This window comes from Bradyrhizobium sp. USDA 336 (assembly GCF_044908355.1).
Classification (GTDB): domain Bacteria; phylum Pseudomonadota; class Alphaproteobacteria; order Rhizobiales; family Xanthobacteraceae; genus Bradyrhizobium; species Bradyrhizobium yuanmingense.
Genome location: NZ_JBIYDC010000002.1, coordinates 4,838,614 through 4,858,683, shown reverse-complemented (window position 1 = coordinate 4,858,683; position 20,070 = coordinate 4,838,614). Strand labels below are relative to the sequence as shown.

Annotated in this window: 21 protein-coding genes and 1 tRNA gene; 17 read left to right on the top strand and 5 right to left on the bottom strand. The window is 65.6% G+C overall.

Annotation, left to right across the window (positions count from 1 at the left end):
- The first annotated feature begins 62 nt into the window (after positions 1–62).
- The 15 genes from ABIA45_RS23760 to ABIA45_RS23690 all read left to right on the top strand — a co-directional run bounded on the left by ABIA45_RS23760 (position 63) and on the right by ABIA45_RS23690 (position 13,384).
- Positions 63–887 carry an alpha/beta fold hydrolase gene (locus tag ABIA45_RS23760; RefSeq protein ID WP_404653884.1) on the top strand — a complete coding sequence of 275 codons (825 nt, stop codon included), beginning with the start codon at positions 63–65 and terminating at the stop codon, positions 885–887.
- A gap of 140 nt (positions 888–1,027) precedes the next feature.
- Positions 1,028–1,471 (top strand): DUF2948 family protein, encoded by a 444-nt coding sequence (locus ABIA45_RS23755; RefSeq protein WP_404653882.1) that lies wholly within the window; start codon positions 1,028–1,030, stop codon positions 1,469–1,471.
- Positions 1,472–1,617: 146 nt separating this feature from the next.
- Positions 1,618–2,913: a histidinol dehydrogenase gene (hisD, locus tag ABIA45_RS23750; protein ID WP_404653880.1), complete on the top strand. Its 1,296-nt coding sequence runs from the start codon at positions 1,618–1,620 to the stop codon at positions 2,911–2,913.
- Positions 2,910–3,407, top strand: a complete 498-nt coding sequence (locus tag ABIA45_RS23745) for a UPF0262 family protein (RefSeq protein WP_157283264.1) — start codon at positions 2,910–2,912, stop codon at positions 3,405–3,407. The genes hisD and ABIA45_RS23745 overlap by 4 nt, the downstream gene beginning before the upstream one ends.
- 71 nt (positions 3,408–3,478) lie before the next feature.
- Positions 3,479–3,946, top strand: coding sequence for a low molecular weight phosphatase family protein (locus ABIA45_RS23740; RefSeq protein ID WP_404653878.1), 468 nt, complete (start codon positions 3,479–3,481; stop codon positions 3,944–3,946).
- Positions 3,947–4,225: 279 nt separating this feature from the next.
- Positions 4,226–4,855, top strand: coding sequence for a Maf-like protein (locus ABIA45_RS23735; protein WP_157283263.1), 630 nt, complete (start codon positions 4,226–4,228; stop codon positions 4,853–4,855).
- A 166-nt stretch (positions 4,856–5,021) separates the two neighbouring features.
- Positions 5,022–5,204: a DNA gyrase inhibitor YacG gene (yacG, locus tag ABIA45_RS23730; protein ID WP_157283262.1), complete on the top strand. Its 183-nt coding sequence runs from the start codon at positions 5,022–5,024 to the stop codon at positions 5,202–5,204.
- A gap of 186 nt (positions 5,205–5,390) precedes the next feature.
- Positions 5,391–5,466: transfer RNA gene (locus tag ABIA45_RS23725), tRNA-Phe, on the top strand.
- A gap of 254 nt (positions 5,467–5,720) precedes the next feature.
- The gene (locus ABIA45_RS23720) at positions 5,721–6,353 is read left to right on the top strand and encodes a DUF1326 domain-containing protein (RefSeq protein WP_157283261.1); all 633 of its coding nucleotides are present in this window, start codon (positions 5,721–5,723) and stop codon (positions 6,351–6,353) included.
- Between the two features lie 132 nt (positions 6,354–6,485).
- Positions 6,486–7,193, top strand: coding sequence for a DUF2182 domain-containing protein (locus ABIA45_RS23715; RefSeq protein ID WP_404653875.1), 708 nt, complete (start codon positions 6,486–6,488; stop codon positions 7,191–7,193).
- A 209-nt stretch (positions 7,194–7,402) separates the two neighbouring features.
- Positions 7,403–10,099 (top strand): EAL domain-containing protein, encoded by a 2,697-nt coding sequence (locus ABIA45_RS23710; RefSeq protein WP_404653873.1) that lies wholly within the window; start codon positions 7,403–7,405, stop codon positions 10,097–10,099.
- 173 nt (positions 10,100–10,272) lie between these two features.
- Positions 10,273–10,521 carry a hypothetical protein gene (locus ABIA45_RS23705; protein WP_271539197.1) on the top strand — a complete coding sequence of 83 codons (249 nt, stop codon included), beginning with the start codon at positions 10,273–10,275 and terminating at the stop codon, positions 10,519–10,521.
- A 189-nt stretch (positions 10,522–10,710) separates the two neighbouring features.
- On the top strand, positions 10,711–11,373 hold the full coding sequence (locus tag ABIA45_RS23700; RefSeq protein WP_271539195.1) for an FABP family protein: 663 nt from the start codon (positions 10,711–10,713) through the stop codon (positions 11,371–11,373).
- A gap of 19 nt (positions 11,374–11,392) precedes the next feature.
- The gene (locus tag ABIA45_RS23695; RefSeq protein ID WP_271539193.1) at positions 11,393–12,100 is read left to right on the top strand and encodes a RibD family protein; all 708 of its coding nucleotides are present in this window, start codon (positions 11,393–11,395) and stop codon (positions 12,098–12,100) included.
- Between the two features lie 9 nt (positions 12,101–12,109).
- The gene (locus ABIA45_RS23690) at positions 12,110–13,384 is read left to right on the top strand and encodes a flavin monoamine oxidase family protein (protein WP_404653871.1); all 1,275 of its coding nucleotides are present in this window, start codon (positions 12,110–12,112) and stop codon (positions 13,382–13,384) included.
- A gap of 51 nt (positions 13,385–13,435) precedes the next feature.
- Here the strand turns inward: ABIA45_RS23690 and ABIA45_RS23685 are convergent, their stop codons facing one another.
- The 5 genes from ABIA45_RS23685 to ABIA45_RS23665 all read right to left on the bottom strand — a co-directional run bounded on the left by ABIA45_RS23685 (position 13,436) and on the right by ABIA45_RS23665 (position 18,061).
- A complete protein-coding gene (locus ABIA45_RS23685) occupies positions 13,436–13,738 on the bottom strand; it encodes a hypothetical protein (RefSeq protein ID WP_193760572.1) in 303 nt (100 codons plus the stop codon).
- Positions 13,739–14,154: 416 nt separating this feature from the next.
- The gene (locus ABIA45_RS23680; protein ID WP_275507967.1) at positions 14,155–14,733 is read right to left on the bottom strand and encodes a hypothetical protein; all 579 of its coding nucleotides are present in this window, start codon (positions 14,731–14,733) and stop codon (positions 14,155–14,157) included.
- A 255-nt stretch (positions 14,734–14,988) separates the two neighbouring features.
- The gene (locus ABIA45_RS23675; protein WP_404653869.1) at positions 14,989–16,302 is read right to left on the bottom strand and encodes a tetratricopeptide repeat protein; all 1,314 of its coding nucleotides are present in this window, start codon (positions 16,300–16,302) and stop codon (positions 14,989–14,991) included.
- Between the two features lie 15 nt (positions 16,303–16,317).
- On the bottom strand, positions 16,318–17,328 hold the full coding sequence (locus ABIA45_RS23670) for an aldo/keto reductase (protein ID WP_404653868.1): 1,011 nt from the start codon (positions 17,326–17,328) through the stop codon (positions 16,318–16,320).
- A 307-nt stretch (positions 17,329–17,635) separates the two neighbouring features.
- A complete protein-coding gene (locus ABIA45_RS23665; RefSeq protein WP_036014328.1) occupies positions 17,636–18,061 on the bottom strand; it encodes a PaaI family thioesterase in 426 nt (141 codons plus the stop codon).
- 70 nt (positions 18,062–18,131) lie between these two features.
- On the opposite strand from ABIA45_RS23665, the gene ABIA45_RS23660 reads away from it, so the two are divergent.
- Together ABIA45_RS23660 and ABIA45_RS23655 are read left to right on the top strand one after the other, a co-directional pair.
- Positions 18,132–18,758: an NUDIX hydrolase gene (locus tag ABIA45_RS23660; RefSeq protein ID WP_404653866.1), complete on the top strand. Its 627-nt coding sequence runs from the start codon at positions 18,132–18,134 to the stop codon at positions 18,756–18,758.
- A gap of 56 nt (positions 18,759–18,814) precedes the next feature.
- A complete protein-coding gene (locus ABIA45_RS23655; RefSeq protein WP_271539178.1) occupies positions 18,815–20,032 on the top strand; it encodes a hypothetical protein in 1,218 nt (405 codons plus the stop codon).
- Positions 20,033–20,070: the final 38 nt, after the last annotated feature.

Genomic DNA, 20,070 nt, shown 5'->3' with positions numbered 1-20,070 from the left:
GATTCCGGGTCCGCGCTGACGTGCGTCCCGGATGACGTCTCTCATTGAAAGGAGCCCCCACCATGCCCACCATCACCACCAAAGACGGCGTCGAGATCTTCTACAAGGACTGGGGCTCGGGCCAGCCGATCGTGTTCAGCCATGGCTGGCCGCTGTCCTCGGACGATTGGGACGCGCAGATGATGTACTTCGTCACGCGCGGCTATCGCGTCATCGCCCATGACCGCCGCGGCCACGGCCGCTCGGCGCAGGTCGCCGACGGCCACGACATGGATCATTATGCCGACGATCTCGCCGCGCTCACCGCGCATCTCGACCTCAAGAACGCCTTCCATGTCGGCCATTCCACCGGCGGCGGCGAGGTCGTGCACTACATCGCCCGTCACGGTGAGAGTCGCGTCGCGAAGGCCGCGATCCTCTCGGCGGTGCCGCCGCTGATGGTGCAGACCGCGGCCAATCCCGGCGGCCTGCCGAAGAACGTGTTCGACGATTTCCAGACCCAGCTCGCCGCCGGCCGCTCGGCCTTCTACCGCGACATCGCCGCCGGCCCGTTCTACGGCTACAACCGCCCCGGCGCCAAACCAGTGGAAGCCGTGATCGAGAACTGGTGGCGCCAGGGCATGATGGGCGGTGCGAAAGCGCATTACGACGGCATCGTCGCGTTCTCGCAAACCGATTTCACTGAGGATCTGAAGAAGATCAACGTGCCGGTTCTGGTGATGCATGGCGACGACGACCAGATCGTGCCATACGCGGACTCGGCGCCGCTCTCGGCCAAGCTGCTCAAGAAAGGCATTCTGAAGACCTACAAGGGATTCCCCCACGGCATGCCGACCACGCATGCCGAGACGATCAACGCGGATCTCCTGGCGTTTTTCCGGGAGTGAGGTTTCACGACTCTAACCCTCCCTTGTTGTGGGAAAGGGTGGCTCGCCGCGTAGCGGCGAGCCGGGCCAGGGCTTAACTTGTGCGGAAATTTCGGGGCTCGTGCGCGTTGAGCCCCGTCCACTCAAGGAGAGGCGCGGCGATGTCGCCCCAGCTCAAACTGATCGCGCTCGACGCCGACGACCTCGCCGTGATCTCGACCCATGTCCAGGACGCCCGCGTCCAGGCTTCCGATATCATCTGGCGGCAGGGCGAGAAACGGCTTGTGGTCGGAATGAGCCGGCTGGACTGGGAGCAGACCTTGGAGGGCCAGACCGAGCCGCGCCGGCTGGTCGCAGCGCTCCGTTTCGACCGTGTGCTCGCCTGCAAGTCGCGCAACATTGACCTCGCCGCACCGGACAAGATCCTGGATCTCGTCGGCATTGAATTTCACCCCCAGGACGGCCGCGCCGAGGAGCCCGGCGGCAGCGCCCTGCTTTTGTTCGCCCAGGGCGGCGCCATCCGCCTGGACCTCGAGTGCCTGGAATGCGAGCTGACCGACCTCGGGGCCGACACGCTGGGCACGGGAATCGAGTGGGAGGGGTGAAGCGGCCGTATACCAGCCGGAACGGGCTCAGGCCCTGGCCGGAACGGCATCTGCCGAGGGTTGACGCAGCTTCCCCGCCGCGCCATTGAGCAGGGGACCTGGTGCGACGCCCCGCCCCTCAAGACCAGCCAGAAGCCAAGCGAAACATGCCCGTTCGCCTCGACCGCAGCAGCGCCGATTTCGACCAGCGATTCGCCGCCTTCCTTGCCGCCAAGCGCGAGGCTTCGGCCGATGTCGAAGCCGCTGCGCGCGCGATCGTCGACGACGTGGCCAAGCGCGGCGATGCCGCCCTGCTCGAGGCGACGGCCAAGTTCGACCGCTTGAGGCTGGACGCATCCTCCTTGCGCGTCTCCGCCGCCGAGATCGAGGCCGCCGTGAAGGCCTGCGAGCCTGCGACGCTGGATGCGCTCAAGCTCGCGCGCGACCGCATCGAGACCTATCACCGCCGCCAGCTGCCGAAAGACGAGCGCTTCACCGATCCGCTCGGCGTCGAACTCGGCTGGCGCTATACCGCCATCGAATCCGCCGGCCTCTACGTCCCCGGCGGCACGGCGGCCTATCCGTCATCGGTGCTGATGAACGCAGTGCCGGCGAAAGTCGCCGGCGTCTCGCGCCTCGTCATGGTGGTGCCCTCGCCGGACGGCAAGCTCAATCCGCTGGTCCTGGCGGCCGCCCATCTCGGCGGCGTCACCGAGATCTATCGTGTCGGGGGTGCGCAGGCCGTCGCCGCGCTGGCGCACGGCACCGCGACCATCGCGCCCGTCGCCAAGATCGTCGGCCCGGGCAATGCCTATGTCGCCGCCGCCAAGCGGCTGGTGTTCGGTAAGGTCGGCATCGACATGATCGCCGGCCCCTCGGAGGTGCTCGTCATTGCCGATGACAGCGGCAATGCCGACTGGATCGCCGCTGACCTCTTGGCGCAGGCCGAGCACGATTCCAGCGCGCAGTCGATCCTGATCACGGAGTCCGCGCGCCTCGCCGCCGACGTCGAAAAGGCGGTCGAGGCGCAGCTGAAGACGCTGCCGCGCGCCGCGATCGCCAGCGCGTCCTGGGCCGATTTCGGCGCCGTCATCATGGTGAAGAACCTGGGCGAGGCCATCCCGCTCGCGGACGCCATCGCGGCCGAGCATCTCGAGATCATGACCGTCGATCCCGACGCGCTCGCTGCGAAGATCCGCAATGCCGGCGCGGTGTTCCTCGGACCGCACACGCCCGAAGCGATCGGCGATTATGTCGGCGGCTCCAATCACGTGCTGCCGACGGCGCGCTCGGCGCGGTTTTCCTCAGGCCTGTCGGTGCACGACTTCATGAAGCGCACCTCGATCCTGAAATGCGGGCCCGACCAATTGCGTGCGCTGGGACCTGCCGCGATGACGCTCGGCAAGGCGGAGGGGCTGGACGCCCATTCGCGCTCGATTGGATTGCGCCTCAATCTGTCATGACAAAGCCGCCCGCACAGGACGACTCGACCAATCGCATCGTCGGCGTCACACTCGACGAGGAATCGATCGGCCGTTCCGGGCCCGACATCGAGCACGAGAGGGCGATCGCGATCTACGATCTGATCGAGCAGAACCTGTTTGCGCCCGAGGGTGCGGAGGGGAAAGGTCCGTTCACGCTGCATATCGGCATCACCGGCAACCGGCTGATGTTCGACATCCGCCGCGAGGACGGCACGCCTGTCGTCGCGCATCTGCTCTCGCTGACGCCGTTCCGGCGGATCGTGAAGGACTATTTCATGATCTGCGACAGCTATTACCAGGCGATCCGCACCGCGACCCCTGACAAGATCGAGGCCATCGACATGGGCCGCCGCGGCATCCATGACGAGGGATCGCGCACGCTTCAGGAGCGGCTGAAAGGCAAGGTGCGGGTCGACTTCGAGACCTCGCGCCGGCTGTTCACGCTCATTACAGTCCTGCACTGGAAGGGTTAGGGCATGGCCCGGAAAAGTGTGCAGCGGTTTTCCGACAAGGCCATGCCCTCTATCAAAAGAGGCTGAGCGCGATGGCGGATCCGCCACGCGCACGCGATCCTCAGTCGGTGCTGTTCGCCTGTGCGATGAACAGCGTGCGCTCGCCGATGGCCGAGAGCCTGTTGCAGCACATGTTTCCGCAAGGTCTCTACGTGAAGTCGGCCGGCACCAGGAAGGGCGAGATCGATCCCTTCGCCGTCGCCGTAATGGGCGAGCTCGGCCAGGACATCTCCGGCCACAAGCCGCAGACCTTCGAGGAGCTGGAGGATTGGGAGGGACTGAATTTCGACCTCATCATCACGCTCTCGCCCGAGGCGCATCACAAGGCGCTGGAGCTGACGCGAACGCTCGCGGCCGAGGTCGAATACTGGCCGACGCAGGATCCCACCACCATCGAAGGCAGCCGCGACCAGAAGCTCGCTGCCTATCGCGAGGTCTGCGATCAGCTCCTGATGCGCATCCGGCGGCGCTTCGCCAAGGTCGGCGCGGCGAGCGGGTGATCTCGTGCCCCGGACGCAGTGCAGCGCGTCTTCGCGATGCGCTGCAGAGCCGGGGCCCATCTCATCGCACGGGCGTGGGTCCCGGCTCAGCGTCGCAGCATTTCATGCCGCGCCGCGTCCGGGACACGAGACCCTCCGTAACACCCGCGTCACAGAGAGCAGGCACAGCCGTGGCGGATACCTCGAATCACCAAACTCCGGTTCCCGGGTTGTGAAATCAGCCCCCTTCCGATAGGTTCCGCGCGCAATTCACCCCTGCCTCATCCCTCAAATCACCTGATGCTCGGCCGCCCAAAATTCGTACTTGCCTCCGGTTCGCCGCGTCGGCTGTCGCTGCTCAACCAGGCCGGCATCGAGCCGGATGCGCTCCGGCCGGCCGACGTCGATGAGACGCCGAAGCGGGGCGAGCTGCCGCGCGCCTGCGCCAACCGGCTGGCCAGGGCCAAGGCCGACGCTGCGCTGAAGTCGGTGCAGCTCGACGACGAGCTGCGCGGCGCCTTCGTCCTCGCCGCGGACACGGTGGTGGCGGTCGGCCGCCGCATCCTGCCGAAGGCGAACCTCGTGGACGAAGCCGCGCAGTGCCTGCGGCTGCTGTCAGGCCGCAACCACCGCGTCTACACCGCGATCTGCTTGGTCACGCCGCGCGAGGCCTTCCGCCAGCGCCTGGTCGAGACGCGCGTGCGCTTCAAGCGCCTCTCCGAGGACGACATCCAGGCCTATATCGGCTCCGGCGAATGGCGCGGCAAAGCCGGCGGCTACGCCGTGCAGGGCATCGCCGGATCCTTCGTGGTCAAGATGGTGGGGTCCTACACCAACGTCGTCGGCCTGCCGCTCTACGAGACCACGACGCTGCTCGGCGGCGAGGGTTTTCCGATCCGCTTCGGCTGGCTCAATACCACCGCCGTGTGAGCCCCAAGTGAGCCCAACGGCCGCGCCGACAAAACCTCGAAAACAACCCCATGCACAGTAGAATGGCCCGGCCGGGTCCGCGCCCCGGCGCATGTGCGGCTGCACCAGGAACTCGCTTCCTGGCAGGCACTTGAACCCCGTCACCCCGTGTAAGCTGCCGACATCCATGGACGACCAGGTCACCAAGCCCACCGGCCCGCTCAAAACCTGCCCGATCTGCGGCAAGCCGCAGTCGCAGGCCACCCGTCCGTTCTGCTCCTCGCGCTGTCGCGACGTCGATCTGAACCGCTGGCTGAAGGGCTCCTACGTTATCCCCGGCCGCGACGACGAAACCGACGACGTCGAATAATCAAGCTGTATCAAAGCGTTAATCGCCTCGCTGAGGCGCCCCTCACCAGCCGCAGCAACCCCGCCCGATCTTGTGCACAGACGGGCCGCGCCCGGCGCAGCCACTTGGCGAAGCCGGGTGGACAGGCCGCTCCGAGCCCACTATAAACCGCCCGCTCGATGGGCTTTGGCCCCTCTCTTGGAGCACGCCCAGGTAGCTCAGTTGGTAGAGCATGCGACTGAAAATCGCAGTGTCGGTGGTTCGATTCCGCCCCTGGGCACCATTTTCCTGACATCGGACATCCCCGAGCTGTGGCTGCTGCCCCCCCGAGCCACGACCCGCGTTCGCTATACCTGGCCGGCGGCCGCTGATATGATCCTCGGACGGTAAACGGCAGCTCGCCACCAAACTTTTTCTGCGATGCCGGCCTTCTGATCGAACTCGATCCCGCTCGCGCCTTTTCGCATTGCTTCGACAAGAACGCTGAACAAATTCGTCAACGGCTGCCGCGTCCCCGCTCATATCAGGAGATGTGCCATGGCTGCATCGGACTGGCGTCTCGAAGGCGAATGGATGAAGAATTGCACCTGTGCGTTTGGCTGCCCCTGCGATTTCAACGCACGACCGACCCAAGGCTATTGCAAGGGATTGGTCGCCATGCGGATTGCCAAGGGACATTTCGAAGGGACCAGGCTCGATGGTCTCTGCTTTGCGATCACGGTCGATTTCCCCGGGCCGCTGCATGAGGGCAACGGGACAATCCAGCCCATCATCGACGAACGCGCCACGGCGGAGCAGCGACAGGCGTTGTTCGATATCTTCTCCGGCAAGCATTCGGCCGAAGGCACGCTGTTCCAGATCGTCAGCATGATCGTCACCAAGATCCATGATCCCGTGTTTGTGCCGTTCGAGTTCTCCTTCGACAAGGACGGACGCGTCGCACGACTCGTCGCCAAAGGCGTGCTCGAGACCGATGTCGAGCCGATCAAGAATCCGGTGACCGGTGATCCGCACCGCATCCAGGTGGTGATGCCCGAAGGGTTCGAACATCGGGCGGCCGAGGTCGCATCCGCCGACATCCGCTCGACCGGCGCGATCCGGTTCGAGACCCGCGGTACGCATAGCTCGCTCGCCAATGTCGTGCAGACGCCCAAGGGCGTTGCGGCATGATGCGGCGCTGACACCGGCAAAAGATCTCGGTGTCAGCTCCTCGTCGCCATGGACAAGTCGATGCAGGAGCGCTCGATACTCGAACACTTGCTCCACCGCGACCGGCTGATCGTCGCGATCGGGACCGCCGCAGTGGTCGCGCTCGCCTGGGCCTATCTCGCTGCGGGCGCCGGCATGGACACCGAGATGATGGCCGACATGCCGGACATGGCGCCGATGCCGTGGACGCCATTCTATGGCGCGCTGCTGTTCGTGATGTGGTGGGTGATGATGGTCGCCATGATGGCGCCGAGCGCGGTGCCCACCGTTCTCCTGTATGCGACGGTCAAGCGCAGGCAGGAGGCTGCCTCCCGCGCCGCAATCGATAGCTGGATCTTTCTCGCCGGTTATCTCGTGACATGGGCCGGGTTCAGTCTCGCTGCGGTCCTGGTGCAGACAGCGTTCGAACGCTTCGGGTTGCTGTCGATGGCGATGGCAAGCACCAGCGCGATTCTGGGCGGCGGCGTTCTGGTTGCAGCAGGGCTCTATCAGTTCACGCCGCTCAAACAGGCCTGCCTGCGCTATTGCGAAAGCCCGCTGTTGTTTCTCAGCCGACATTGGCGGCCCGGCACGCGCGGCGCATTCCGGATGGGACTTCGCCACGGCAGCTACTGCGTCGGCTGCTGCTGGTTTCTCATGGTATTGCTGTTCGTCGGCGGCGTGATGAACCTGGCCTGGATCATCGGCATTGCGCTCTATGTCGCCGCCGAGAAACTGCTGCCCTTCGGTCAACGACTGAGTTATGCGGCAGGCGCGCTCCTCATCCTGTCCGGCACGATCGTTGTTGCGCGCGCGATGTGAAAAGCGGTCCAAAGATGGTTAACATGCGCCGCTTTCGACATGCCGGTGTGCCTGATTGCCCAAAACCGGCCGACCTCCGTGATGATACGGATGCTTTGAGCTAAGAATTGAGCTTCCTCCAAACAGAAACTTAAGGCTGTTCCAGCTACCTTCGCGCTGTGAACGGCACCCGCGCGGGTGTCCCTGTGCAGTCGAGGCGGAGACAAGCGATGCCAATACTGCAGGCGAGCGCAGTTCTGCTCTGCCGGCCGAAGCGGGGGGTGCGCGTCGTGATTCCGGCAGGGGCATTTCGCAAAGCCGGAAGAACGATCCTGCGGAATGGTCCGCTGCAGATCGCATTGTTCTTTCTGCCCCTGGTCTGGATCGGCTATTTCGCAATCACCGCGTCGGAGCGGATGGATGCGATCCAGCAAGCGCGGTCGCACGGCAACAGCGTCGCCGAATTGTTCGAGGAGAACACCGAGCGCATCTTCGAGCGCGTGGATCAGTCGCTGCTGGTGGTACGGGCCCTTTACGCCCGGGATCCGCAGGCCTTCAGCCTGAAGTTCTGGTCCGACAAGGCCCGCATCGCCACCGGCGACGTGGTCCAGCTCGCTCTTATCGGATCGGACGGATACATGATCGAGACGACGGCGGGCTATTCCGGTCCGCCGCTCTATCTCGGTGATCGCGAGCACTTCATTCATACCATGTCGCAGGCCGCCGATCGCCTTTACGTGGCGAAGCCGGTGCTGGGCCGCGCGTCCAAGAAGTGGACGATACAGCTCGCGAGAAAGCTGTTCGACCTCGCGGGGAATCCGGTCGGCGTGGTCGTCGGCTCGATCAGCGTCGACGTCGTCGGCAGGTTCTACGACACCGCAAAGCTCGGCGTCGGAGGAACGCTGATGCTCAGGAACGCGAGCCACGTCGTGCTCGCCTCCCGAGGCGTGGATCAGGGCTCCGTGCTGGGACAAAGCGCGCCGAGCCGCGTCGAGGGCGAACTGGGCGACGGCTTCTATGCGCAATATTGGAACGAAAACCGACCGAACCGCAGCGACCGGCTGATCACGGCGCGCAGGTCGCGCGCGTTTCCGCTCATCTTCACCGTCGGCATTTCGGAGCAGGAGATCTATTCCCGCTCCGCCTTCAGGCAGAAGGTCTATCTCGGCGGCGCGCTGCTGCTTACGTTCATCATCCTCGCCGCGACGACATTCCATTGGCGACGGCAGCAGGCGCTGGATCGCGCCCACCGCGATCGGCGCGATTTCGCCAGCAAGTTCGAGGATGCGCTCAGGAATCTTCCCCAGGGCTTGAGCATGTTCGACGGCCGTGACCGCCTGATCGCGTTCAACGGGCAATGGCTCGAACTCTATGGCCTCGTACCGGAAGACATTCGGATCGGTATGGATTTCCGGGAGGTGTTCGCGAAGCAGACCGCCGTGCTCGATGTCGAGACGTACCTCGTCGATTTGAAGAACCGGCTCGCTCAGTCGGAGCAGATCTCGAACACCGTGCAGTTTCCGGACGGCCGGGTCGTCTACATCTCCTACGGCCGGCGCGAGGACGGCGGCTGGGTTGCCACGCATGAGGACATCACCGAGCGCAAGGCGTCGGCGGACCGCATCGAGCGGCTCGCGCATTACGACAGCCTCACCGGCCTTGCCAATCGCAACCTGTTCAAGGAGCGCATCGACGAGGCGCTGGCCCGCCCGCGCCGGCCGGAGCCCGCGTGCGCCGTACTCCTGCTCGATCTCGACAAGTTCAAGTCGGTCAATGATGCGCTCGGCCATCAATGCGGCGACGCGTTGCTGAAGCAGGTTGCCGACCGGATCAAGGCGCAGATCCGTGATGCCGATACGGCGGCGCGAATCGGCGGCGACGAATTTGCCGTCATCGTGGCACCCGGCGGGGCCGGGATGCGCGAGGGCGCTGAAAGCCTGGCCGCGCGGCTGGTCCAGGCCATTGCCGAACCCTTTCACATCGATGGCCACCCCGTCGTGAGCGGCTGTAGCATTGGCCTTGCGCTCGTGCCCGAGCACGGCACGCGGGTCGACGAGATCCTTCGCAACGCCGATCTTGCGCTCTACAGGTCGAAGAATGCCGGCAGAAACTGCTTCCACGTCTATTCAGCGGAGCTCAAGGCGGAAGCGGATCAGCGCAACGTGCTCGAGATCGAGCTGCGTGAAGCGATCTGGCGCGAGGAGATAGAGCTGTTTTATCAGCCTGTGATCGAGCTCGGCACCGGTCGGGTAAAATCGGTCGAGGCCCTGGCGCGCTGGCATCACGGCACCAGGGGCTACGTCCCTCCGGCGGAATTCATTGCTGTTGCCGAGGCGGGGGGACTGATCGTCGAGCTCGGCCACCAGGTGCTCGCCAGGGCCTGCCGCGATGCGATGAGCATGCCGGGCGACATCAAGGTCGCTGTCAATCTCTCCGCCCTGCAATTTGCCAGCGCCAATCTCGTCGACACCGTGACCTTTGCGTTGACGCAGAGCGGGCTTCCGCAGACCCGGCTCGAGCTCGAGATCACCGAGAGCGTATTTCTCGCCGACACCGAGGAGAACCTCAGGACGCTCCAACGCCTCAAGGCGCTTGGCGTCTCCATTGCCCTCGACGATTTCGGTGTCGGATACTCGTCGTTGTCCTATTTGACGGCCTTTCCTTTCGACAAGGTCAAGATTGACAAATCCTTCATCGACAGGATCGATCGCTGCGAGACCGTCGCCGTGCTGAAATCCATCGTGCAGCTGGCAAAGACGCTGAAGCTGTCGATCGTCGCCGAGGGGGTCGAGTCCTCCGAGCAGGTCAGACGGCTCCAATCACTCGGCATCCCGCTCGGCCAGGGATTTCACTTCAGCAAGCCCGTGCCCCTTGCAAACCTCTCCTGGCAAGCCCCCACGGCGCGCCGGAAACGGCGGGTGGCGTGAGCTGATTCCTCAGGCGGTTGTCATCATGACCCGCCACTATAGCCGCTTGGACCGAAGAGCGTTCTCAATTGCCGGTTCGGAAGCCTGCGCCCGCCCGTCCTGGCACTCCCCTTGCTCAGTCCTGACCCAAGCCCGGGCCTCGGCGGAGAGGCCGTTTCAGGTTGAGGCAAGTGATGCAGGAAGTGTCCCGTTCTGGTGCTGCTGACGAACTCCGGCTCGACGCGTTGATCGCCGATTTATGGTGGCGCGTTCGGCTGATTAATACCGACATTCTCGAGGAAGAGGCGCGCGCCGGGGTGTTCGACCCGGCTCAGCCGACCTATCCGCTTCTCGCCGCCAACCTTCGCGCCCGACGCGACAATCTGGTCGCGACGATCGGCGTGCTCGAGCAGCGTGCGAGATCGGTGTCGGAAGCGGCTTGAAGCGGTCGCGGGGGCGCGCCAGCCTCCACGTCTTCGCCAACCGGCCGGCTGCAGCGCCAGAGGCGGGCGCGGGATGCAACGCGCATCATCGCATGGCTCGAATGCCTCCGGCGCTGTGCCGCTAACAGTTGAATTCAGGCCGCCGCCTGCCCGTGTTATGGCTGGTCTCCGCACCCTCGCGAGGCCCCCATGCTCCCCATTCCCGCCGATATCTTCACCGAACCCGAGGACGTCTCGCCCGACGGCCTGGCCAATCTCGGCCCGCTTCGGCGTCTTGCCGGCACCTGGCAGGCGGACAAGGGCATCGACATCAATCCGAAGGCGGAAGGGCCGGAGCGGCGGACCTTCATCGAGCACATTCGCATGGATCCGATCGATCCGCAGGCCAACGGGCCGCAGCTGCTGTACGGGCTGCGCTACCACATCCACATCAACACGCCCGAGGAAGACATCACCTTCCACGACCAGGTCGGCTACTGGCTGTGGGAGCCGGCGACCGGGCTGATCATGCAGACCCTGGCGATCCCGCGCGGGCAGGTGCTGCTGGCCTCGGGCAAGGCCGGGCCTGACGACAAGACGATCTCGGTCACCGCCAAGCGCGGCGACACCGCCTACGGGATCTGCTCGACCGATTTTCTGGAACAGGCCTTCCGCACCGATGCTTACCGCTGCGACATCACCTTCAACGACGACGGCAGCTGGACCTATCTGATCCAGACCGAGTTGTTCGTGCGCGGCGCGCCGTTCAATCACCACGACACCAACACGCTCCAGCTCATTGCGCCACCCAGGCTCAATCCGCTGGCGGCGATCGTGAATGATCATGCCGCAGGCGGCGGACCCGCGGCCTGAGCGCTGCCCTGAGGATTGCATGAAACCGTATGTCATCTGCCTGATGCACTCCAGCCTCGACGGGCGCACGCATCCCAGCCGCTGGCGTCCGAAAGGCGCGGGCACGGACTGGTTCGAGAAGGTCCACGATGAGCTTGGCGGCGATGCCTGGGTGATCGGCCGCGTCACGGGTTCGGAGTTCGCCAAGGGCAGGCCCTATCCCCCGACAGACGCAAAATTTCCGCGCGAAAACTGGTTCGCCCGGCGCGATGCGAAGACCTACGGCGTCGTGCTCGATGCTGAGGGCAAGATCGGCTGGGGGCGCGCGGAGATCGGCGGCGATCCGATCGTCGTCGTGCTGACCGAGAATGTCCCGGATTCGCATCTCGCCGGTCTGCGCGGCGAGGGCGTGTCCTACATCTTTGCCGGCAAATCCGAGATCGACCTCGCACTGACGCTGGACATTCTCAGCCGCGAGCTCGGCGTGAAGCGCGTGCTGGTCGAAGGCGGCGGCGTCGCCAACGGCGCCTTCCTGCGCGCCGGCCTGATCGATGAATTCAATCTGATCCTCAGCCCTGCGATCGACGGCGCGAAGGGCGCTCCCTTCGTGTTCGATTCGACCGAGGCGGACAGCGACCGGCGCGCGCCGATCGCCGCGATGACACTGGAGAGCACGCGCGAGCTCGGCGGCGGCGTCCTGCTGCTGCGCTATCTGATCCAGAACGATCCGCAAGCCGTGAGCCGGTAAGGCGCGGCCATGTCCGATCCGTCCGAGCACATCGTCATCGTCGGCGCCGGCGCCGCCGGCCTGATGGCGGCGCGCGAGCTGGCGCGTGCCGGCCGCAAGGTGACGATCCTGGAGGCGCGCCAGCGCTGCGGCGGCCGCATTCATCCGCTGCCGGCCTCGCAGTTCGGCTATGCCGCCGACGGCGGCGCCGAGTTCGTCCATGGCGAGGCGCCGGTCACGCGCGCATTGCTGCGCGAGGCCGGCCTCTCGCTTCAGGAGATCGAAGGCGAGCAGTGGAGCTTTGACGGGACGAAGCTCACGCGCGAGGCGCGTGACGATACCCATGAAGCGGAGCTTCAGGCCAAGCTGGCGGACTTGAAGGACGATCTCACGGTCGCCGACTTCCTGCGCCGGCATTTTGCAGGCGACGACTACGCGCCGCTGCGCCATTCGATCGAGCGGATGGTCGAAGGCTATGACGCGGCCGATCCCGAACGCGCCTCCACGCTGGCGCTGCGCGCGGAATGGATGGACGGCGGGCACGCTCCGCAGGCGCGCATCGAAGGCGGCTATGGCGCGATGATCGAGGCGATGGCGGCCGACTGCCGCGGGCACGGCGTCACCATCCGCCTCGGCAGCGTCGTGTCGGCGATTGCGGAGGAGGGCGGCGCGGTGATCGTTCGCTGCGCCGGCGGCGACGTGCACGCCTGCGACCGCGTGATCCTCACCGTGCCGCTGCCGCTGCTGCGCGAGATCGCGCTGCCGGCAGGCGCGCGTGCCAAGCTGGCTGCTGTCGTCGACATCGGCTTCGGCAACGTCATCAAGATCCTGCTGCGCTTCGCGCGGCCATGGTGGCGCGAGCGCAAGGAAGACCTCGCCGACATGACCTTCCTGCTGTCGGATGAGGCGATCCCGGTCTGGTGGACGCGCTATCCGGACCAGCATCCCGTGCTGACGGGCTGGTTCGGCGGCCCCCGCACGGCGGAGCTGGAAAGCCTTGACGCGCGAGCATTGATCGATGCCGGGCTCGGCTCGCTCGCCGCAATCTTCGGCCTGCCGCGCGATCACATCGCGCGCGAGCTGGTGGCGTCCGCCGCGACCAACTGGGCGCATGATCCGTTCGCGCGCGGCGCCTATTCGTGGGCGACGCCGCGCACCCGAGCGGCACAGGCGATCCTCGCGCGCGGCGACGGCTTGGTGCTGTTTTCCGGTGAAGCGCTCTATCGCGGCCGCGACATGGGAACGGTCGAGGCGGCACTGGCGACTGGCCTGGAGACGGCGCTCACGATCCTGCGCGGACACTAAAAAAGAGGCCCGCATCTGATGCGGGCCTCTCGTCGCGTGTCTCTCCAGATCTTACCAGCGGCCGCCGCCGAAGCTGAACGTCACGCCGGGGCCTCCGCCGTAATAGCCGTACGGTCCGCCGCCGTAATAGCCGTGGTGCCGCGGGTAATAACCGTAGCTCCTGTAATACGGCCGGTAATAGCCGTGATGATGCCGCCAATGATGATGGTGGCGGTAATGCCTGCGGTGCGCGCTGATGTCGGTGGTCTGGCTTTCCTGCGCGGTCTGCTTGGCGCTTACGCTGCCGGCCGCGCTCGCCGATCCACCGGCCAACGCCGCAGCACCGAGGGCGATCGCGGCAATGAGATATTTCATGTCATCACTCCAGTTGAAGGTCGTGTGACAACACATGAGCATCCCGCGCGTTCCTGCCACTGCGGGCGTCGAAACGACGCAGATTTTAGTTCCCCGATGAACGTACGTTAACGTTCGTGAACGAGCGAAGGCCGCGCGTTCTATCGTCGCATGACGAGGCATGGCCTGCGACTCGCGCCCCGAACGCGGCGCAGCGTCTCTTCGACGATGCGGTGCGAGTCCGGGACACGAGAGTGGCGCATGTAGATTTTCGCAACCACTGTCACGGATGCGGATTAGGAAAGCGGTGTCCTTCGGAGAGCGCAGCGAGGATCGCGTCCTTGTCTGCGATGAATGTACGACCGTGATAGCTGAGCGCAGTGCCAGGGATCCATGGCATCATCGCGATCGTACACGTTACGCCAGCGGACACGGACCTACTTGAACGGATCCTGGATCGACGGGGCCGACTGGCGGATGCGGCGCACGCTGACCGGGGTGCCGTCGGAGACGAACAGCAGCTCGTACTTGCGGCCCTCGCTGTCGGTCGCCGAGCAGGTGACGTCGTTCACCTTTCTGGCGGCGAAGTTGCCGGTCTGCCGGCAGATGCCGGTCGAGGTCTGCTCGGCCGGCACGGGCAGGCCGTCGACCTTGGGGCGGTTCTTGGAGTTAAGCAGCACGCGGTCGATCCGCAGCTCGTAGGAATTGTCGTCGGCGCGCTTGCCGTTCTCGCCGGAGAACGACACCACGTGGCTGTCATCGGAGGGATCGTCGACCGCGACCGCGAAATTGACCCGGCCCGTGTCGCCATGGGCATAGGCCACAGTCTTGCACGGGAAGGTGCGGCCCGCGACCCTGAACGTCTTGCAGTGGCCGGACATCAGCGCCAGGAGATCGATGAAGGCGTTCGGCTGCGCGGGCGGATTGTTGACCGGAACGGGTTTGGAAGTCTCGGCAAAACAAGGACTTGCCGCGATCACGAGCAACGCGGCGAGGACCAATCGGCGAAGGCGCATCGTCGGGCTCATGAGCCAGGGGCCATGGCGGAAGAGTTCCGCACCGTAACCATCGAACCGCAAATTGGTTGCGATCCCGTTTGTGCTGCAAATCCCGTCTGGAATATCACCGCGTCAACCCCGAGGGCGATTCGTCCAAATCGCCCGATCCGTCCCGGCGGCCACATGCCATCAGGGCGGTGTTTTTTTCGTGGCGGAGCATGATCCGAAAAAGTGCGTAGCGGTTTTCCGAAAAAATCATGCTCAGACAATAACCTAACCCATCGCCGCCTGCCAGCGCCTGTCGCGTAAGGAGGGGCGGCGGTGGAGACGGGCGTCCAGCACGGCGCGCGCGCGAGGCAGCTCGCCGCTGCGCATGAGCGCGACGATATAGGTGTCCTCGATCAGCTCGCGCTGGGCGTGGCTGCCGCCGATGCGCACGACCTCGCCGAGCACGGGCGCGAGCATCTGCACGCAAGTCCGGTAATCCTCATCAGTGAAAGCCGCGAGTGCCCGGAAGATCGCCGGCACCACCGGGCCGGCCGGCAGCTTGCCGTCAGCCAGCCGCTGCTCGATCGCCGCAAGGCGCCCGGCCAGCGCTTCGCGGTCCTGCGTCGCGGCCGCGAACAGCGCCATGTGGACGTCCGCAAAGGACAGGCTCGATTTCGGAAACAGTTTTTGCGCGGTGGCGTCGGCCTCCAGCCACAGCGCCTTCGGCACCGTGTGGCCATACATCGCCAAACGCCACAGCAGCGAGGCGCTGTCGGTGATGATGTTGAGCGGCGGCGCCTGCGTGGCCGTGGGCCGCAGCACGTCGGCATAGATCGCGAGCGCCCGCGCCGCATCGCCGTGCTCGAGCGCGCCGAGCGCCTGATGCCAGCTTATATGGCCGTGGAGGATTCCGGAGCGGTCATAAGCCGGGAGCCATTCGTCCACGAGACGATCGGCGTCCTCGATCGATCCATCCTCGAACATCGCATGCAGCACCGCGTGCGCGGCATGGGCGTTTTCCCGGCGCAGATTGAAGCCGCGCTCGGTGACGGCGCGGCCGCGCGTGACGTCGCCATTCTCCGTCATCGCCCAGCCGGACATGGTCAGGAACCACCAGTCCTCGCCGTAATGCTGCGCGACGTTCTCGCAGAGCTCGTGCCGGGCGCGGTCGTGATCGGCCATGCCGGAGAAGGCGAACAGGCCGAACGCTCCGAGCGGCAGCGACAGCACGACAGCGTCGCGCGGCCATGCGTCGATATGCTTCAGCATCGATGCGATCGCCTCCGGCAGCCGGCCCTCGATCGCGAGCGCCAAGGTCTCGACATGCGAGCGCTCGCGCTCGCTGCCGCGCTTCATCACCAGCTCGCGCGCCAGCGCGGCCTTCTGCCGTGCGAGATCGCCCTGCTGGTAGAAGGCATGAACGCGGCCGCGGGCGATATGGGCCAGCGCGAAGTCAGGATCAGCCGCGATCGCGCGCTCCAGCATCTCCGCCGTGCCGGTCCAGCCCGCGAGCATGAGGTCGACGCCGTCGCGGTAGGCACTTGCCGCCTCGTGCGAAGAGGTCGAGAGCGCCAGGCCGTAGCGGTCTTCAAGCCCCATCGTCGTCTCCCGCCCTCAAGCCGTCCGCGCGCGGCGGCCTTCGATCGGATAGGCCGGATCGTTATAGCCCGGCGTCGAGGGATGGCCTGGTGTCACCAGGCGGTCGATCAGCGCCTCGTCCTCCGCGGTGAAACGATAATCGAGCGCACTGATGTAGCCGTCCCATTGCTCCTCGGTGCGGGGACCAGCGATCACCGACGAGACGAAGGCGGAGTTGAGCACCCAGCCGACCGCGAACTGGCCGGCGGTGATGCCTTTCTTCTCGGCGTGAACCTTGATCTCCTGCGCAAGCTGAAGCGATTCCGGCCGCCATTCGGTCTGCATCATGCGGGTGTCGTTACGTCCCGCGCGCGTCTCCTTGTCGGGCGCTGCATCCACCCTGTACTTGCCGGTGAGCACGCCGCGCGCAAGCGGGCTGTAGGGCACGATGCCGAGACCGTAATAGGCGCAGGCCGGGAAGTGCTCGACCTCCGGCATGCGGTTCATGGCGTTGTAATAGGGCTGGCTCACCGCGGGTCGGTCGATGCCGAGCCGGTCGCAGATGTTGCAGATCTCGGCGACGCGCCAGGCGCGGTAGTTGGAGACGCCGAAATAGCGCACCTTGCCGGCGTGGATCAGGTCGCTCATGGCGCGCACCGTCTCCTCCAGCGGCGTGGCATGGTCTTCCTTGTGCAGATAGTAGATGTCGATGTGATCGGTGCCGAGCCGCATCAAGCTCTCGTCCGCCGCCTGCAACACCCAGCGCCGCGACAGCCCGCCGCGATTGGGATCGTCCCCCATGGGATTTGCGAGCTTTGTGGCAAGCACCCACGCGCCACGATTGCGCGCGATCGCGCGGCCGACGACTTCCTCGGAGGCGCCTTTCGAATAAGCGTCCGCCGTGTCGATGAAATTGATCCCGGCGTCGCGTGCCTTGTCGATGATCCGTTTTGAGGTGGCTTCATCGGTCGGCCCGCCGAACATCATGGTGCCCAGGCAAATCGGCGAGACCTTGAGGCCGCTGCGGCCGAGCTGGCGGTATTGCATGGGCGAGTCCTCGATGTCTTGTGAAGGCCAGCATAACCGCCCGGTTCCGTCATTGCGAGCGCAGCGACTTGTCCGCCGAAGCCTTGGCGAAGGCGGAAGCAATCCAGAGCTCCCATTTCCTCTCGTCGTCCCGGACAAGCGCGCCCCCGAGGCGCGCGCTGATCCGGGACCCATAGCCACAGGGAGTTGTTTGACGAAGACTCGGAGTTACCAGCTTCGCGCTACAACTCCGTCCTGGGGTTATGGGTCCCCGCCTTCGCGGGGACGACGGCGGAGCGTATGGCTGCGACGGTGCTAGCCCGACTAGCTACCCCGGCCCCTTCAAGATCTTGAACACGCCGTTCGCCATCACAATGCAGCGGTCGTCCACCGTCACTTCGGTGCTCATGAAGATCAGGCTGCGGGTCGAGCGCACCACGCGCGGACGGGAGATCAGGGTGTCGCCGATCTGGCCGGCCTCGACGAAATGGGTGTCGAGCTGCACCGTCGCCAAGTACTCCTTGCCGGAGACGTAGCGGGCGGTCATGCCGCAGGTGCGGTCGGCGAACGTCATCATCACGCCGCCCTGGACCATGCCGCGGCGGTTGTGGTGCTTGTCCTCGGTCGCGAGCGCGAACTCGTAATGGCCGTCGACCTTGCGCTCCCACAACGGGCCGATCAGATGCAGGAAGCCCGTGGTCTCCAGGATGCTCCAGCCCTCTGATTTCAGCCTTGCGGCGGCCTTGCTGGTCATGTCGTCGTCTGTCCTTGCAACGCGATGTCTCCTCGTTTCATCAGATGCAGTCCTGGTGTAGTCAAGCATCATGAGAGCGTTCGACGATGCCACCAGACGGAATATCGCAGAGGTCTGCGCGGCCTTCGCGCGGCTGCCCGACACAGCCGAGCCGTCGGCGCTGAAGCGCGCCGCGGTGGTGCTGGCGCTGACCGAATCCGACGACGGTGGCGACACCGCCTTCCTGCTCACCAGGCGCGCCTCGCACCTGCGCGCCCATCGCGGCCAATGGGCGCTGCCCGGCGGACGCTGCGATGCCGGCGAGACGCCGGTCGAGGCGGCGCTGCGCGAGCTCGACGAGGAGCTCGCCCTCGCGCTGTCAGGCGATGCGGTGCTCGGCCTGCTCGACGATTATCCGACGCGCTCGGGCTATCTGATCACGCCGGTCGTGGTCTGGGCGGCCGACAGTGCTGCGATCCGCCCGAACCCGGACGAGGTCGCCTCCGTCCATCGCATCGCGCTGGCCACGATCGAGCGCGACGATGCCTTCGACTTCACGGAGATCCCCGAGAGCAGCCGCCGCGTGATCCGCTTCCATCACCAGATGAGCCTGATCCATGCCCCGACCGCGGCGCTGATCTACCAGTTCCGCGAGGTGCTGGCGGGGCGGCACACCCGCGTCACCGACCTGGAACAGCCGGTATTCGCCTGGACGTGACGATGGTAAACGGCGCGTTAACGCGACGGTTACCGGATGCCTGCTAAGAAGGCAGCATGCATCATTCGATTCGAAATAAATTGGCGCTGGTTCCGCTCGCGCTCGTCCTGATCTCGCCTGCGGCGCGCGGCGCCGAGGCCGACGCGCTGTCGCCCGCCGTCCGCAATGCAAACGCCCAGCTGCTGTCGCAGTTTTTCGCGCAAGGCGCGGCGGCTTCACCGGCCGTGCTCGAATATCGCCGCAAGCTCGCGGAATATCAGGCCGCGCGCGCCGCCTTCGATGCCGAGGCCGGCGCCTATTGGAGCCAGATCTCCGAGAAGCGGAAGGCCCGCAACGCCAAGCGGCGCAGCGGACAGCAGATCACGCTTGATGATTACGTGCTGGAGCATCCGCCGCTCTACAACGGACCGAAGAAGCCGGTGAACCCGGAGCCGGAGGAAACGCCTGACCGCCCCACAAGGAGGCCGATCCCGGTCGTCGCCGATTTCCTGCGTGCGGCGCAGGAACTCTACCAGTTCACGCCGCAACGCCCGTCCAGCGAGCTCGAGTTCAAGCGCGCCTATGCGCGCTACGCTCTGGCCCATGGCCTGACGCGCGAGCAGGCGGTGCGGGTCTATTCGTTCGAGACCGGCGGCACCGGCAGTTACGACGTGCAGGCGGGCATCGAGCATGGCGGCAAGCGCGCGATCTCGACCGCGATGGGCTACAACCAGCTGCTCACCACCAACAGCGTCGAACTGCTCGCCGAGCAGGGCCATGAACTGATCCGCGCCCTTTCCGAGAAGGTGGCGCGCACATCAGGACCGGCGCGGCATGCGCTCGAGCACAAGCTCGCTGTCCTGAAGAAGATGGTGGCGCACGCGAAGTCGGTGCCCGATACCTGGTCGGAGCACGAGAAGATGGGCGCTACCCCACAGGGCTGGGCCATGCATGCGATGGTGCTCGACGTCGATATCGGTCCGATGCTGCAGACCCACAAGCTGCTGACATCGGTGCATTTCGCCCGGGCCAAGGGCCACACGCGCCCGCTCTCTGCGGCCGAGCTCGAGATGATGAACCTCACCGGCGACGGCACCGGCCTCGACATGGTGACGATGCCGCAGGCGATGCGCGAGCGGGTGCCGACCTCGAACTTCTTCCAGCGCGGCGGCTATGAGCGCAACCCGGTCGCGATCCGACACAACACGGTGGCGAAGCTGCTGGCCGTGACGGACGAGCGCATGGACGTGAACAGCGGCAAAGCCGGCGCAAGGGAGCTGGCAGGGGCGTTTTAGGACGCTGGCGCTGTCTTCACCTCTCCCCGCTTGCGGGG

Excerpts from the sequence above, each read along its gene's own strand:
- ABIA45_RS23760 (WP_404653884.1), top strand. The coding sequence starts at position 63 with ATGCCCACCATCACCACCAAAGACGGCGTCGAGATCTTCTACAAGGAC.
- ABIA45_RS23720 (WP_157283261.1), top strand. The coding sequence starts at position 5,721 with ATGGCTGCATCGGACTGGCGTCTCGAAGGCGAATGGATGAAGAATTGC.
- ABIA45_RS23695 (WP_271539193.1), top strand. The coding sequence starts at position 11,393 with ATGAAACCGTATGTCATCTGCCTGATGCACTCCAGCCTCGACGGGCGC.
- ABIA45_RS23745 (WP_157283264.1), top strand. The coding sequence starts at position 2,910 with ATGACAAAGCCGCCCGCACAGGACGACTCGACCAATCGCATCGTCGGC.
- ABIA45_RS23710 (WP_404653873.1), top strand. The coding sequence starts at position 7,403 with ATGCCAATACTGCAGGCGAGCGCAGTTCTGCTCTGCCGGCCGAAGCGG.
- ABIA45_RS23675 (WP_404653869.1), bottom strand. The coding sequence starts at position 16,302 with ATGGGGCTTGAAGACCGCTACGGCCTGGCGCTCTCGACCTCTTCGCAC.
- ABIA45_RS23680 (WP_275507967.1), bottom strand. The coding sequence starts at position 14,733 with ATGCGCCTTCGCCGATTGGTCCTCGCCGCGTTGCTCGTGATCGCGGCA.
- ABIA45_RS23740 (WP_404653878.1), top strand. The coding sequence starts at position 3,479 with ATGGCGGATCCGCCACGCGCACGCGATCCTCAGTCGGTGCTGTTCGCC.
- ABIA45_RS23660 (WP_404653866.1), top strand. The coding sequence starts at position 18,132 with ATGAGAGCGTTCGACGATGCCACCAGACGGAATATCGCAGAGGTCTGC.
- ABIA45_RS23685 (WP_193760572.1), bottom strand. The coding sequence starts at position 13,738 with ATGAAATATCTCATTGCCGCGATCGCCCTCGGTGCTGCGGCGTTGGCC.
- ABIA45_RS23735 (WP_157283263.1), top strand. The coding sequence starts at position 4,226 with ATGCTCGGCCGCCCAAAATTCGTACTTGCCTCCGGTTCGCCGCGTCGG.
- ABIA45_RS23655 (WP_271539178.1), top strand. The coding sequence starts at position 18,815 with ATGCATCATTCGATTCGAAATAAATTGGCGCTGGTTCCGCTCGCGCTC.
- ABIA45_RS23665 (WP_036014328.1), bottom strand. The coding sequence starts at position 18,061 with ATGACCAGCAAGGCCGCCGCAAGGCTGAAATCAGAGGGCTGGAGCATC.
- yacG (WP_157283262.1), top strand. The coding sequence starts at position 5,022 with ATGGACGACCAGGTCACCAAGCCCACCGGCCCGCTCAAAACCTGCCCG.
- ABIA45_RS23690 (WP_404653871.1), top strand. The coding sequence starts at position 12,110 with ATGTCCGATCCGTCCGAGCACATCGTCATCGTCGGCGCCGGCGCCGCC.
- hisD (WP_404653880.1), top strand. The coding sequence starts at position 1,618 with ATGCCCGTTCGCCTCGACCGCAGCAGCGCCGATTTCGACCAGCGATTC.
- ABIA45_RS23705 (WP_271539197.1), top strand. The coding sequence starts at position 10,273 with ATGCAGGAAGTGTCCCGTTCTGGTGCTGCTGACGAACTCCGGCTCGAC.
- ABIA45_RS23700 (WP_271539195.1), top strand. The coding sequence starts at position 10,711 with ATGCTCCCCATTCCCGCCGATATCTTCACCGAACCCGAGGACGTCTCG.
- ABIA45_RS23670 (WP_404653868.1), bottom strand. The coding sequence starts at position 17,328 with ATGCAATACCGCCAGCTCGGCCGCAGCGGCCTCAAGGTCTCGCCGATT.
- ABIA45_RS23755 (WP_404653882.1), top strand. The coding sequence starts at position 1,028 with ATGTCGCCCCAGCTCAAACTGATCGCGCTCGACGCCGACGACCTCGCC.